This window comes from Naasia sp., assembly GCF_025465545.1.
Classification (GTDB): domain Bacteria; phylum Actinomycetota; class Actinomycetes; order Actinomycetales; family Microbacteriaceae; genus Naasia.
The window spans coordinates 1-13,647 of sequence record NZ_JAODMK010000008.1 but is presented as its reverse complement, the minus strand read 5'-3'; the positions used below and the strand labels follow the sequence as shown (position 1 = coordinate 13,647).

Sequence of the window (13,647 nt, the reverse complement as noted above, 5' to 3'; positions counted from 1 at the left end):
TGCGCGCGTGTTGTTCGGTGTGTCGCCAGGCTAGGAGCGACCCCCGACACCGCCATCACCGGCCCCGGTGCGAGCGATCTGGCCGGGGTGAGGGGCCGCCATCGCGAGGTCGGCATCGATGGCAGTGCCCGGGCGTGCCAGCTGCGCCGTCACGATGCCCGCGAGCACGATGGCCGCGCCGATGAGCTGAAGGGGCTCGATGGTCTCGCCGAGGAAGGCCCAGGCCGCCGCGAAGGCGAACACCACCTCGGCCGTGGCGAGGACCCCGGCCCGCGTCGCGCCGAGGCGCCGGATGGCGGCGTAGCTCAGCAGGTAGGGCGCGAAGGAGCCGAGCACGATCACCAGGGCGAGACCGGCCCACAGGGGCAGCGTCGGAACCCCGGCGTGAGCGGGAAGCGGTGCCAGGAGAGCGGCAGGTCGGATGGTCCACCAGCCGCTGAAGACGGCCCAGAACAGGGCGGAGAAGCTCATGGACCAGAACGCCATGCCCAGCGGCGAGATGGTCGCCACACCGAGCTGTCCGATCAGGAAGTAGGCGGCCAGGGCGATCGCCGCGAGGAGCGCGACCGCCATGCCGAGCGCATCGAGCGGGGCGAAGCCGAGCTGGGCTACGACGGCCAGGCCGGCGACCACGAGCCCGATCCCGACCCACAGCGATGCCCGCACCCCTTCGTGCAGGACGAGCCAGGCCACCAGCGCCACGATCGGCACGGCCAGGTACTCGAGCAGCAGCGCGATGCCGACCGGGAGGAGCGTGATCGCCACCGCGTACAGCCACTGCACGGCGGCGACCCCGACGAGACCGAGGATCGCGGTGCCCAGCAGTGAGCGCGGCGAGATCCGGAACGCGTTCCGGTCGACCGCGGCCAGAGCAAGGGCGGCCAGGACGGCGGCCCCCAGGGAGCGCAGGAACGTGAGCTGGCCGGCCGTGATGCCGGACTCGATCACGATCTTCGCAAGGCTCCCGTTCGCGCCGAAAAGGAGGGCGGACAGGAGGGCGGCGAGGTAGCCCACTCAGCGGGCCGCGGTGCCGTGCACTGCGTGCGGCTCGATCGCGGTGAGCTCCTCATCGCTCAGAGGGGGCGCCTCGAGGGCCCCGAGGTTCTGGTCGAGCTGCGCCACGCTGGAGGCGCCGATCAGCGCCGAGGTGATCACCGGATTGCGCAGCACCCAGGCGAGCGCGAGCTGAGCGAGGGTCTGTCCCCGCTGCTGGGCGAGCCGCTGGAGTGCGCGCGCGCGGGTCAGGTAGGTCTCGGTGATGTCTCCGGCGGACAGGAACGGACTCGACGATGCCGCGCGCGAGTCGGCGGGCAGCCCGCCGCCGAGATAGCGGTCGGTCAGCAGGCCCTGGGCGAGCGGGGAGAACACGATCGCCCCGATGCCGTGCTGCTCGAGCACCGGGAAGAGGCCGTCCTCGATGTGCCGGTCGAACATCGAGTAGCGGGGCTGGTGGATCAGCAGCGGAACGCGGTGCTCGGCCAGAGCGGCCGCCATCGCCGCGGTGCGCACCGGGTCGTAGTTGGAGATGCCCACGTAGAGCGCTCTGCCGCTCGTGACGGCGCTGGCGAGGGCGCCCGCCGTCTCCTCCAGAGGCGTCTCGGGGTCGGGACGGTGATGGTTGAAGCTGTCGACGTAGCCGAGTCCGAGCCTGCTCAGGGTCGCGTCGAGCGAGGACAGCAGGTACTTCCTCGAGCCCCCGTCCCCGTACGGGCCGAGACCCATGGGGTACCCGGCCTTGGTCGACACGACGATCTCGTCCCGGTGCTGGCGCAGGTCGTCGGCGAAGATGCGGCCGAAGTTCTCCTCGGCCGACCCTGGGGGAGGCCCGTAGTTGTTCGCCAGGTCGAAGTGGGTGATGCCGCGATCGAACGCGCGGCGGACAATGGCGCGCTGGACCTCGAGTGAGCGCGCGTCGCCGAAGTTCTGCCAGAGCGCGAGCGAGATCGGGGGCAGGAGCAGCCCGCTGCGGCCGGTGCGCCGGTAGTCGAGCACCGAATATCGATCTGAGGCGGCGACGTAGCTCACCCTGGCCATGCTACGAGGCCCCGGAATGCGATTCCGCCGCTGTTCGTTGATACTGGTGCGGCCCGCTTCGCGGTGCCGCGACGACGACGAAGAGGAGAACACGATGGAGACGTTCGTACTGGCCGGAGGATGCTTCTGGTGCCTGGACGCGGTGTACCGCGACCTCCGGGGAGTCTCCGATGTCGCCTCGGGCTACACCGGCGGATCCGCGAAGGACCCCAGCTACGAGCTCGTCTGCACCGGGACCACCGGCCATGCCGAGGCGGTCGCGGTGACCTTCGACCCCGACGTCATCCCGCGTGAGGTGATCCTCGACGTCTTCTTCACGCTGCACGACCCGCGTCAGCTGAACCGCCAGGGCAACGACGTCGGGACGCAGTACCGCTCGGCGATGTTCTACACGGGCGACGAGCAGAAGGCGCTCTTCGAGGCCGCTGCGGCCCGCGCCGGCGAGTGGTGGGACGGCAAGATCGTCACACAGATCGCCCCCCTCGGCGAGTGGTACCCGGCCGAGGAGTACCACCAGGACTTCTTCGCCAAGAACCCCAACCAGGGCTACTGCCTCGCGGTCGCCGTGCCCAAGGTCAACAAGGTGCGCAAGAGCTACGCGGAGTACATCAAGGCCGCCTGACCCTCCTCCCCAACTCCGGGCCCGTCTCCGTTTCGCACGGAGGCGGGCCTTCGCTCTTTCTCCGGAGCGCCGCTCGGCACGCTGTGTGCGAGCCGGGCCGGCCTTTCCCGGCACGAGCGGTCGGCCCGGCCTCCCCGAGACGAAGGAGCAGCATATGCACGACCTGTTCAGCACCATCGGCATCGTGGCCACCGAGCCCAACCACGTGATCACCGCGGACGGCATGGAGGTGACGAGCTTCCGGCTCGCCTCGAGCGGCCGCCGCTTCGACAGCGGGCAGAAGACCTGGGTCGACACCGACACCAACTGGTTCTCCGTGGTCGGCTTCCGCCAACTCGCTGCAGGCATGGCGGCGTCCCTGCACAAGGGGGACTCGGTGCTCGTGGACGGGCGGCTCCAGCTGAAGGAGTGGAAGGACGACCAGGGGCGCAAGAACCTCACCGTCGATCTCGTCGCCGACGCCATCGGCCACAACCTCCGGTTCGGAACCAGCAGCTACACCAGGAATCCCCGCGCCTCCGTGCAGTCGGCCTCACCTGCGACGCAGGAGCCCGAGCCGGCTGCCACGGCGGGGGACTGGGGAGCACCCGCCCTCTCCGGTGAACTGCGGCAGGGCGAGGAGGTCCCGTTCTGACCGCCTCCTAGACTGACTCTTCCGGAAGGGGGAGCCGATGCGTCGAACGGCCACAGGCTTCGCGCTGACCGTCGCGCTCGCCTTCCTCGTGAGCGGCTGCTCGACGCCCACGACGGTGGCGGCCGGTCCCGGGCCGACCCCCTCCAGCTCTGCGCCCGATCGCCCCGCGCCCACCGTCGTTCCGACCAGGGACCCGACCGGCGGGGCGGAGGCGAACCTCCAGTTCTTCGACTGGGTCAACCGGGCGGTGCTCTCCACGGATCCGAAGGCCGGCGGGCAGGCGTTCCTCGACGCTCTCACCGAGGCCGGATTCGATCGCGGCCGGATGGAGGTGACTGCGGATCGCACCGCCATCGATCTGCAGGCCGACTCCATCCAGTTCTCCGTGCGCTTCGACGACGGCTGTCTCCTCGGGCAATCCGGTGAGAAGACGGGCTACGTGTCGATGGTGGCCCCCGTGCTGGGCTCCGGCAGATGCCTCATCGGCGCGACGGAGCCGGTCGGCGGGTGATCCCGTGCGCCCGTGTCCGCTCCCGGCGGAGGCGGAGCGGGGGCCGGGCTCCGGCGGCCCAAATAGGATGGGTGCATGGCCGAATACATCTACTCAATGGTGCGCGCCCGCAAGGCGCATGGTGACAAGGTCATCCTCGACGACGTGACGATGGCCTTCCTGCCGGGCGCCAAGATCGGTGTGGTGGGGCCGAACGGCGCAGGCAAGTCGACGATCCTGCGGATCATGGCGGGGCTCGACCAGCCGAGCAACGGCGAGGCGAAGCTGTCGCCCGGGTTCACCGTCGGGATGCTCGAGCAGGAGCCGCAGCTGGACGAGTCGAAGACCGTGCTGGAGAACGTTCAGCTCGGGGTGGCGGAGACCAAGGCCAAGGTGGACCGGTTCAACGAGATCAGCGCCGCGCTCGCCGACCCGGACGCCGACTTCGACAAGCTGCTCGGCGAGATGGGCACCCTCCAGGAGCAGATCGACGCTCTGGACGCGTGGGACCTCGATTCGCAGCTCGAGCAGGCGATGGACGCGCTCCGCACGCCGCCCGCCGACGCGATCGTCGCGAACCTCTCCGGCGGGGAGAAGCGCCGCGTCGCCCTCTGCCGACTGCTGCTCGAGAAGCCCGACCTGCTCCTCCTCGACGAGCCCACCAACCACCTCGACGCCGAGAGCGTGCTCTGGCTCGAGCAGCACCTGGCCAAGTACCCCGGCGCTGTCCTCGCCGTGACCCACGACCGGTACTTCCTCGACAACGTCGCCGAGTGGATCGCCGAGGTCGACCGGGGTCGTCTGTACCCCTACGAGGGCAACTACTCGACCTACCTGGAGAAGAAGCAGGAGCGCCTGCAGGTGCAGGGCAAGAAGGACGCCAAGCTGTCGAGGCGGCTGGCGGACGAGCTCGACTGGGTCCGCTCCAACGCCAAGGGTCGCCAGGCGAAGTCCAAGGCGCGCCTCGCCCGCTACGAGGAGATGGTCACGGAGGCCGAGCGCACCAGGAAGCTCGACTTCGAGGAGATCCAGATCCCGGTCGGGCCCCGGCTCGGCAGCCAGGTGATCGACGCGAAGAAGCTCGAGAAGGGCTTCGGCGACCGGATGCTCATCGAGGGGCTCTCCTTCACGCTGCCCCGCAACGGCATCGTCGGCGTGATCGGCCCGAACGGGGTCGGCAAGACCACCCTGTTCAAGACGATCGTCGGACTGGAGCCGCTCGACGGCGGTGATCTGAAGATCGGGGAGACGGTCGACATCTCCTACGTGGACCAGAGCCGCGCGGGCATCGATCCGAAGAAGTCGCTGTGGGAGGTCGTGTCCGACGGTCAGGACTACATCACCGTCGGCAAGACCGAGATCCCGTCCCGGGCCTACGTGTCCACCTTCGGCTTCAAGGGCCCCGACCAGCAGAAGGCGGCCGGCGTGCTCTCCGGTGGTGAGCGCAACCGGCTGAACCTCGCCCTCACGCTCAAGCAGGGCGGCAATCTGCTGCTGCTCGACGAGCCCACGAACGATCTTGACGTCGAGACCCTCGGCAGCCTCGAGAACGCGCTGCTCGAGTTCCCCGGCTGCGCGGTGGTCATCACCCACGATCGGTGGTTCCTCGATCGCATCGCGACGCACATCCTCGCCTACGAGGGCACCGAGGACAACCCGGCCAACTGGTACTGGTTCGAGGGCAACTTCGACTCCTACGAGCAGAACAAGATCGAGCGTCTCGGGCCCGAGGCGGCACGTCCGCACCGCTCCGCGTACCGCAAGCTGACCCGCAACTAGCCTCCGGCGATGCGCCTCCACGTCCCCATCCAGCTGCGCTGGTCCGACCTCGACGCGTACAACCACGTGAACAACGTGGAGATGCTCCGCATCCTGCAGGAGGCCCGCATCCAGGCCTTCTGGGCGGATGGCGACGACCCCGACGGCGCCGGCACCGCGGTGCTCGACTCCGGGGTCGGCGGGTCGACGCTGTCACTGATAGCGCACCAGGAGATGGAGTACCTCGCGCCCGTCCCCTACCTCCGGAAGCCGCTCGACATCGAGCTGTGGATCGGCCGCCTCGGGGGCGCAAGCATCCAGGTCTGCTACGAGATCTACTCGCCGGAGGGCGGCGCGCCACGGGTGCTCTTCGGAAGGGCCTCGACGACGCTCGTGATGGTCGACCCCGGCACAGGTGAGCCGGTGCGGATCGGTGAGCGAGCGCGGAAGGCGTGGGCGGCCTACGTCGAGGAGCCGGTGAAGTTCACCCGCCGCTGACCGAGGAGGTTTTCGCCCATGCCCGACGAGGTGCGATCCAGCTCGACGCGCCTCACTCGCCGGGGTCGGGAACGCGGATCATGCCCTCCTGGGCGATGCTCGCGATGAGGTTGCCGGAGCGGTCGTAGATGCGGCCCATCGAGAGTCCCCGCCCGCCGCCCGCGCTCGGGGACTCCTGCGTGTAGAGCAGCCACTCGTCGGCGCGGGCGAACCGGTGGAACCACATGGCGTGGTCCAGGCTCGCCACCTTGAGACCCGGCGTGGTCCAGGCGATCCCGTGGCGCCGCTGAACCGACTCGAGGATCGAGTAGTCACTGGCGTAGGCGAGCGCGGCCCGGTGCAGGTTGGGGTCGTCGGGCAGCCGCCCGATCGCCCGCACCCACACGGCCTGATTCGCGACGTGCTCCCCGTCCACGCGGAAGTAGATGGGGGAGGGGATGTGCCGCATCTCGAAGGGCCGGCTGACGGCCCAGTGCCGGGCGATCGGATGGTCCACCGCCCCGAGCACCTCGGCGTCGCTCATCACGCTCTCCGGGTCGGGGAGGTCGGCCGGCATGTCGGTCTGATGCTCGAGGCCGCCGTCGTGGATCTGAAAGGACGCGATCATCGACAGGATCGGCAGCCCGTGCTGATAGGCCTGTGTGCGCCGCGTGGAGAAGGACCGGCCGTCGTGGATGCGATCCACCGAGAAGGTGATCGGATGCTGCACGTCGCCCGGGCGCAGGAAGTAGCCGTGCATGGAGTGCACCGCTCGGTCGGTATCGGTGGTCCGGATTGCCGCGATGAGCGACTGGGCCAGCACCTGGCCGCCGAACACCCGGCCGTTCGGGCTCCACTGGGATGGGCCGGTGAAGATGTCCTCGCTCGTGCGCGCGCCGGTGTCGGTGAGATCCAGCGCGCCGAGGAGCGAGGCGAGCGGGTCGAGCTGATCGGTCACGGATTCTCCCAGTCGCTGTCGCCATCCGCCCGCCGCTGCGGTGCGCGGCATCCGGTCAGTTAGTTTAGAGGCGCCGATGATCCGCTCATTCACTCTCGCCGATCCGCTTGCCGCCGAGGACCTCGCCACCTATCTGGGTCGCGCCGGGCGCGTCGAGGACGGCTCCGTGCGGCTCGTTGCCGGATCGGGCGTGCTCGCCGTGTACACCGCGATCCTCTATCCGCATGGTCTGCTCGACGAGAGCCCGACCGTGCTCGGCCTCCGCACGCTTGCCCTCTCGGACCGCAGCGAATTCGACGCCGTCGTGCCCGTGCGCTCGCTGCTCGACCGGCTCACCCGGGCGGGCACGCTGAGGGCGGCGACGATCGCGCTGCCGACGGAGGTGAGCACCGTGACCTGGGCCGGGATCTCGCCGCCCCGCGGCGGATGGAAGCGTGTCGGCCGGACGACGGCGGGCATCCTCGAGTCCGTCGGGCGCAGCGGGATCGAGGCGGTCGCCGAGGCGGTGCCCACCGGCACAGGGGAGCAGATCGTGCGCCGCGTCCGCTCCGAGGTCTGGGGCCGGCCCATCGACGCACTGGAGCATGTTCCGGCGGGTGCGGCGTTCGCCGCGGTGAGCCTCGGCTTCCTCGGTCCCGACCCCGTCGAGGAGGTCGGCGTGTACGAGGCGGGCGCCTGGTCCCGTCTCACGTCGACGCGAGGGCACGTGCTGGTGCGCCGCCGCTCCTGGTCACTGCTCGGCTGATCGCCCTAGGACCGCATCCGTCCGGCCAAATCGCATCCGCACGCCGATGCAGTTTGGCCGCCGGGATGCATTCGTCGGCCGGCCGGGGCAGGTCCGGGCGTCACTCCTCGAACGTGTTCACCATCGCGTGCGCGGCGCGCTCGAGGTACGCCCACAGGGTCGCATCCTGAAGCGGCGGCAGCTCGAGGGAGTCGACGGCGGCCCGCATGTGCCGAAGCCAGCGGTCGCGCTGGTCTGGGTTCACCGTGAAGGCCTGATGACGCAGCCGCAGTCTGGGGTGCCCCCGCTGCTCGCTGTAGGTCCCAGGGCCGCCCCAGTACTGCTCGAGGAATCCCGTCAGCCGCTGGATCGCCGGCTCGAGGTCCTCCTCGGGATAGATGGCCAGCAGCGGGGGGTCGCTCGCCACCCCGCGATAGAACTCGCGCACAAGGCGCTCGAAGGTCGCCCGACCGCCGACCTGGTCGTAGAAGTTACCGTCGACGGGGTCGCCGCCGGCACTCAGGCGAAGCGTCACGGGGCTCGGCTGGTGAGGGGGGACGGGAAGGTCGGTCACGATTCCTTCCGTTCCTTCGTCGCCCGGGCGCGTGGGGCGCGGGGCTTCTTGTCCGGCACGGCGGGAACGGGAGCAGCAGCCTCAACGGGCACGGGGCCAGGTCGGGCGCCCTTGACGCTCGCCGCGCCCTCGAAGCCGCTCAGCACGACCGTGTTGAGGGAAGGCAGCTTGACCTCCATCTCGTCGAGTGCGCGCTTCAGCCGCATCCGCAGCTCCCGCGCCACGTCGTCCTTCGCCGAGGTGCGGGTCTTGATGACCATCCGGATCACGAGCGCCTCCGACGAGATCGACTCGAGCCCCCAGATCTCCGGCCGCTCGAGGATGGTCATCCGCCACTTCTCCTCGTCGACCAGCTCGGTGGCGGTGGCGAGCATCCTCTGCTCGACGGCGTCGATGTCGGCGTCGTAGGGGATGGCCAGGTCGACGATCACCCGCGCCCAGCCCTGGGACATGTTGCCCACCCTGAGGATCTCGCCGTTGCGCACGTACCAGAGCGTGCCGTTCACGTCGCGGACCTGGGTGGAGCGGATGCCGACGTCCTCCACCACGCCCGTCGCCTGGCCGGTGTCGACCACGTCGCCGACGCCCAGCTGGTCCTCGGCGACCATGAACAGGCCGTTGAGCACGTCCTTCACGATGTTCTGCGCGCCGAAGCCGAGCCCCGCACCGAGCGCGGCGGTGATCAGCGAGAAGGCGCCGGTGATGGCCGGATTGATGGCGGTGATGATGAGCAGCAGCGCGACGATCGTGATGGTGACCGTCACCACGTTGCCGAGCACCGAGCCGAGCGTCCTGGCGCGCTGGACGAGCCGCACCGCTGTGAGGGGAGTGGCGTGCAGCGCCTGGGTCTCCTCCACCCGCTGGCGCTTCTTCACGCCGTGCACGATGCGCTCCACCACGCGCCGGATCACGAAGTGCAGCACGAGACGCAGCAGCACCGCCACCACGATGATCACGACGACGTTGATGGGGATGCCCCAGATTTTCCAGAAGAGATCCCAGTTCATATTGCGCCCCAGTCTACGAACCGGGTCTGCACCGTCGGTCGCGGCGCGGTCCTACGCTGTGCGCATGACAGGACTGTGCTCATGACGGACGCGACGGGACGCGTGCGGCAGCTGCGACTGGTCGTGCGCGCCGAGGACTACGACGAGGCGGTGCGGTTCTACCGGGACGTTCTGGGTATGCCCGAGGAGGAGTCCTACGCGGGGGAGGGCGGCGCGCAGGTGATGATCCTCGACGCGGGCCGCGCCACCCTCGAGCTGTCGAATCCGGCACAGGTGGACATGATCGATCGGGTCGAGGGATCCAGCCGGCCGAGCGCCCGCCTGCGGGTCGCCTTCGAGGTCGAGGACGCCGTCGGCACGACGGCCTCCCTGGTGCAGGCGGGCGCCGAGCTGATCGCGGAGCCGGTGGAGACGCCCTGGCGCTCGCTCAACTCTCGCCTGGAGGCGCCGGCGGGCCTGCAGGTCACCCTCTTCGAGGAGCTGGGGCCCGCCTAGTAGATCGCGTCCGCAGTGGTGGTTTCGAGACGGCCGCCGCGCGGCCTCCTCAACCCCGGACCTGAGACCGGTGGTTGAGACAGCCGCCGCAAGCGGCGCGCCGAAACTAGGCAGTTCGACCGGCGCTACCCGGCGTCGCGCGCCTGCACCCGCAGCGCGCGCTCCACGCCGGCGAGGTTCTCGATGATGAGGCGGCGGAGTGCCGGGGTCTCCGGGTGCGCGGCGAGCCACTCCCGGCTCGCGTCCGCGAGAGCCTGGTTGGCGAGCGGCGCCGGGTAGAACCCGTTGATGATGCCCGAGGCGATGGCGTAGCTGCGCGACTCCCAGATCCCGGTGAGCGCATCGAAGTACCGTGGCACGAACTCCTCGAGCACCGCCGGGTCGGAGGCCCGGACGAAGCCGAGTCCCGTCGCCCGCACGATGAGGTTCGACGCTCCGGTCTCCTCCACGATCGACTTCCAGGCCGCCGTCTTGTCCGCGAGGGTCGGCAGCGCCGCCTTCGCGTGGGCGGCCGACTGAGCGCCGGTCGCGGTGTTGTCGGAGGCGAGCGCCGCCTCGATCTCCGCAGTGCCGGCACGGCCGCCGGCGGCCAGGGCGATGAGCAGCTCCCAGCCGAGGTCCGTGTCGATGTTCAGCTGATCGAGGGTGATCTCCTCGTCGAGCACACGCTGCACCGTGTCGAGCTGCTCAGGCGTGTGTGCGACGGCCGCGAATGCCCTGACGAACTGGAACTGGGAATCCGATCCCGGCTCCGCCTCCTGGGCGAGTTTCCAGAACGTGTCCCCGACGGTGGCGAGGGTCTCGGCACGGTGCTTGGGGGCCACGTACATCGACGCGGTGGTCTGCGCCTGCGAGAGGACCGTGCGGAGCGTGGTCGACTCCGTCTCGGCGCCGACGTTGCGCAGCACCAGCTGCACGAAGTCCGACGCCGAGGTCTCCGCGTCGCGGGTCGCGTCCCAGGCGGAACCCCACACGATCGACCGCGCGAGCGGCGCCTCGATGGCCGACAGGAAGTCGATGGCCACCAGCAGTGACTCGTCGTCCAGGCGGATCTTCGCGTAGGCGAGGTCGTCGTCGTTGAGCAGCAGCAGGTCGGGACGGGGCTTGCCGACCAGCTCGGCGATCTCGGTGCGCTCGCCGTCGATGTCCAGCTCGATCCGGTCGGTGCGCACCAGCTTGCCGTCCTGGATGCTGTAGCTGCCGATCGCCAGGCGGTGGGGCCGGATGGTGGGCCACTCGGGCGGCGCGGACTGCGCCACGGCGAAGGACGAGTAGGTCCCGTCCTCGGCCGTCTCGAACTCGGGGCGCAGGGTGTTGACGCCCGCGGTGCCCAGCCACTGCTCGGACCAGGATGCGAGATCCCGTCCGCTGGCGGTCTCCAGCTCGCTGAGCAGGTCCTTCAGTTCCGTGTTCTTGTACTGGTGCTTCTGGAAGTACGCGCCGACACCCGTGAGGAACTCGTCCCGGCCGACCCAGGCCACCAGCTGCTTGAGCACCGACGCGCCCTTGGCATAGGTGATGCCGTCGAAGTTGACCTGCACGTCCTCCAGGTCGTTGATGACCGCGACGATCGGGTGGGTGGAGGGCAGCTGGTCCTGCCGGTAGGCCCAGCTCTTCTCGAGTGCCGCGAAGGTGGTCCACGCCTCGGACCACTCGGTGGCCTCGGCGGTGGCGAGCGTGGAGATGTACTCGGCGAACGACTCGTTCAGCCAGAGGTCGTTCCACCACTTCATGGTCACGAGGTCGCCGAACCACATGTGGGCGAGCTCGTGCAGGATCGTGACGACCCGGCGCTCGCGAACGGCGTCGGTCACCTTGGACCGGAACACGTAGGTCTCGGTGAAGGTGACGGCCCCCGCGTTCTCCATCGCCCCGGCGTTGAACTCGGGCACGAACAGCTGGTCGTACTTCTCGAACGGGTAGGGGAAGTCGAAGATCCTCTCGTAGAACTCGAAGCCCTGTCGGGTCTTCTCCACGATGTAGTCAGTGTCGACGTACTGCGCGAGCGAGGCGCGCGAGAAGACGCCGAGCGGGATGACGCGCCCGTCGGACGAGGTGAGCTCGCGCCGCTCGACCGCGTAGGGGCCGGCGATCAGCGCGGTGATGTAGCTCGAGATGACGGGGGTCGGCGGGAACTCCCAGCGGAACCTGCTGTCGCCGACGTCGGTGGGCTTCGGCGTGGGGGAGTTGGAGACGACCTCCCAGTAGTCGGGCGCCGTCACGGTGAACTGGAACGTGGCCTTCAGGTCGGGCTGCTCGAACACCGCGAACACGCGGCGGGAATCCGGCACCTCGAACTGCGAGTAGAGGTACACCTCGTCGTCGACCGGGTCGACGAACCGGTGCAGGCCCTCACCCGTGTTCGTGTAGATGGCGTCCGAGACCACGGTCAGCTCGTTCTCCTCGGCGAGGCCGTCGAGGGCGATCCGGACGCCGTCGCTGACCTTGGCGGGGTCGAGCTCGGCGCCATTCAGGGTGACCGAGTGCACCGTGCGCGTGATGGCGTCGAGAAACGTCGACGCGCCGTCCTTGGCCGAGAAGCGCACAGTGGTGGTGCTGCGGAAGGTCTCGGGTCCGGTGGTGAGGTCGAGCTCGACGGCGTAGTCGTGCACGGTGAGGAGCGCTGCACGCTCCTGCGCCTCGGCGCGGGTGAGGTTCTCTCCTGGCATGGGTCCATCCGTCCTGATTTCGGGGTCGTTCCCACCCTAGGGAGTCCGGGCGGGCGGAACCGAAGCGGGGGACAGGCGTAGCGGTGCTCGTCAGCTCTGCTGTACCGGATGGACCGGATCGATCTGCTCCTTCGGCTCCTTGGCGATGGGCAGCACCTGGGCACCGGGCAGCCCCGCGAGGTATGCGCCCGACACCAGCAGCTTGGATCGGCGCAGCCCGCTGCCGATGATCAGCGGGCCTGAGGCCGCGACGGCGGCGTCGACGAGCAGCAGCCATCCCGCCGGCAGGCCGATCGGCGTGATGCCGCCGTACTCCATCCCGGTCGCGGAGGTTGCGGTGTCCATGGCGGCGAAGGACGCCTTCTTCGCGTCGAGGTGCTTCCGCACGGCGCCGTTCACGTCGATCCGGTCGGTGGCGAGGATCAGGCAGACCGCGTGTCGCACCACGTCCCCACGCTTCGCCGCGATGACGACGCAGTTGGCGCCCTCCGCCATCGCGATTCCGTATCGCTCGCAGAAGGCGGCGGTGTCCGCGACCTCCGGGTCGATCTCCGCCACCTGCACCCCGGAAGCGTTCCCGGCCGCGCGCTCGGCGCTCAGGGCGGCGCGGACGGGCTCGGCCACGAGGTCGAGACGATCGCCCGCTGGCTCGAACTGGAGGCTTCCGAATTGCACATCTCGACGGTAGCGGACTGCTTTTCGTGCTCGCTCAGTCACTTCCGGCGTCCGTCCAAAGGGCGCCCTGATGCCTGTGGACAACTGCCGTTCCGCGGGGCTCAATGTCGGTGGCTATCAGGAGAATCTCTCCCATGAAGCGCTCGTCCGATGCCCTTGCGGAGCACTCGGCCGCCCTCGCTCAGCGGGTGGCCGAGCTCGCCTCGGCGGGCGACGGCGCCTCCCTGGCCGAGGTGGTCGCGGGGGCGCCCGACGCCGACCTGGTGAGCCTCATCGACGAGGTCGGCACCCTCGCGCATCTGGTCGACGCGCTCGCCGCGAGACTGTCGGGTGAGTTCGCCGCTCGGTCATCGCGTGCTGTCGAGGAGCCCCTGGCGAAGAGGCTGGGCGAGCGGTCGGCCGCGGCTGCCGTCGCCGCGATCACCCTGATGCCCGTGGGACGCGCGGCCGACTGGTGCAGCGTCGGCCAGGAGCTGGCGGTCAGGCGGACCCTCGCGGGGGAGCCGCTGCCGAGCTCGCACCCGGGAGTC

At 69.6% G+C, this 13,647-nt stretch carries 15 protein-coding genes; 8 read left to right on the top strand and 7 right to left on the bottom strand.

The annotated features are described in order from the left end of the window. Positions 1-30: 30 nt before the first annotated feature. Positions 31-1,014 (bottom strand): DMT family transporter, encoded by a 984-nt coding sequence (locus tag JWR33_RS02125; RefSeq protein WP_297409010.1) that lies wholly within the window; start codon positions 1,012-1,014, stop codon positions 31-33. Next, positions 1,015-2,025, bottom strand: a complete 1,011-nt coding sequence (locus JWR33_RS02120; RefSeq protein ID WP_297409008.1) for an aldo/keto reductase — start codon at positions 2,023-2,025, stop codon at positions 1,015-1,017. Between the two features lie 103 nt (positions 2,026-2,128). Between JWR33_RS02120 and msrA the strand changes: the two genes are divergently transcribed. The 5 genes from msrA to JWR33_RS02095 all read left to right on the top strand — a co-directional run bounded on the left by msrA (position 2,129) and on the right by JWR33_RS02095 (position 6,036). Further along, complete coding sequence (msrA, locus tag JWR33_RS02115) at positions 2,129-2,656, top strand: peptide-methionine (S)-S-oxide reductase MsrA (RefSeq protein WP_297409007.1); 528 nt, start codon at positions 2,129-2,131, stop codon at positions 2,654-2,656. Between the two features lie 154 nt (positions 2,657-2,810). After that, on the top strand, positions 2,811-3,290 hold the full coding sequence (locus tag JWR33_RS02110) for a single-stranded DNA-binding protein (protein WP_297409005.1): 480 nt from the start codon (positions 2,811-2,813) through the stop codon (positions 3,288-3,290). Between the two features lie 37 nt (positions 3,291-3,327). After that, positions 3,328-3,801, top strand: a complete 474-nt coding sequence (locus JWR33_RS02105; protein WP_297409004.1) for a hypothetical protein — start codon at positions 3,328-3,330, stop codon at positions 3,799-3,801. A gap of 75 nt (positions 3,802-3,876) precedes the next feature. Beyond that, positions 3,877-5,559 (top strand): energy-dependent translational throttle protein EttA, encoded by a 1,683-nt coding sequence (ettA, locus tag JWR33_RS02100; protein ID WP_297409002.1) that lies wholly within the window; start codon positions 3,877-3,879, stop codon positions 5,557-5,559. A gap of 9 nt (positions 5,560-5,568) precedes the next feature. After that, a complete protein-coding gene (locus JWR33_RS02095; protein WP_297409001.1) occupies positions 5,569-6,036 on the top strand; it encodes a thioesterase family protein in 468 nt (155 codons plus the stop codon). 52 nt (positions 6,037-6,088) lie between these two features. On the opposite strand, the gene JWR33_RS02090 is transcribed toward JWR33_RS02095, so the two are convergent. Continuing rightward, on the bottom strand, positions 6,089-6,973 hold the full coding sequence (locus tag JWR33_RS02090) for an acyl-CoA thioesterase II (RefSeq protein WP_297408999.1): 885 nt from the start codon (positions 6,971-6,973) through the stop codon (positions 6,089-6,091). A gap of 76 nt (positions 6,974-7,049) precedes the next feature. Here JWR33_RS02090 and JWR33_RS02085 point away from each other — a divergent pair, with 76 nt between their 5' ends. Further along, positions 7,050-7,718: a hypothetical protein gene (locus tag JWR33_RS02085; protein ID WP_297408997.1), complete on the top strand. Its 669-nt coding sequence runs from the start codon at positions 7,050-7,052 to the stop codon at positions 7,716-7,718. 100 nt (positions 7,719-7,818) lie between these two features. Here JWR33_RS02085 and JWR33_RS02080 read toward each other — a convergent pair whose 3' ends face one another. Continuing rightward, positions 7,819-8,220: a globin gene (locus tag JWR33_RS02080; RefSeq protein WP_297409044.1), complete on the bottom strand. Its 402-nt coding sequence runs from the start codon at positions 8,218-8,220 to the stop codon at positions 7,819-7,821. Between the two features lie 47 nt (positions 8,221-8,267). Continuing rightward, complete coding sequence (locus tag JWR33_RS02075; protein ID WP_366073546.1) at positions 8,268-9,278, bottom strand: mechanosensitive ion channel domain-containing protein; 1,011 nt, start codon at positions 9,276-9,278, stop codon at positions 8,268-8,270. A gap of 81 nt (positions 9,279-9,359) precedes the next feature. Here JWR33_RS02075 and JWR33_RS02070 point away from each other — a divergent pair, with 81 nt between their 5' ends. After that, the gene (locus tag JWR33_RS02070; RefSeq protein ID WP_297408996.1) at positions 9,360-9,773 is read left to right on the top strand and encodes a VOC family protein; all 414 of its coding nucleotides are present in this window, start codon (positions 9,360-9,362) and stop codon (positions 9,771-9,773) included. 125 nt (positions 9,774-9,898) lie between these two features. Here the strand turns inward: JWR33_RS02070 and pepN are convergent, their stop codons facing one another. Then, entirely contained in the window at positions 9,899-12,442 is a 2,544-nt protein-coding gene (pepN, locus tag JWR33_RS02065) for an aminopeptidase N (protein ID WP_297408994.1), read from the bottom strand. 90 nt (positions 12,443-12,532) lie between these two features. Continuing rightward, positions 12,533-13,117, bottom strand: a complete 585-nt coding sequence (locus JWR33_RS02060; protein ID WP_297408992.1) for a YbaK/EbsC family protein — start codon at positions 13,115-13,117, stop codon at positions 12,533-12,535. A gap of 134 nt (positions 13,118-13,251) precedes the next feature. Here JWR33_RS02060 and JWR33_RS02055 point away from each other — a divergent pair. Then, the coding region (locus tag JWR33_RS02055) for a hypothetical protein (protein ID WP_297408990.1) at positions 13,252-13,647 on the top strand (396 nt) is incomplete at its 3' end.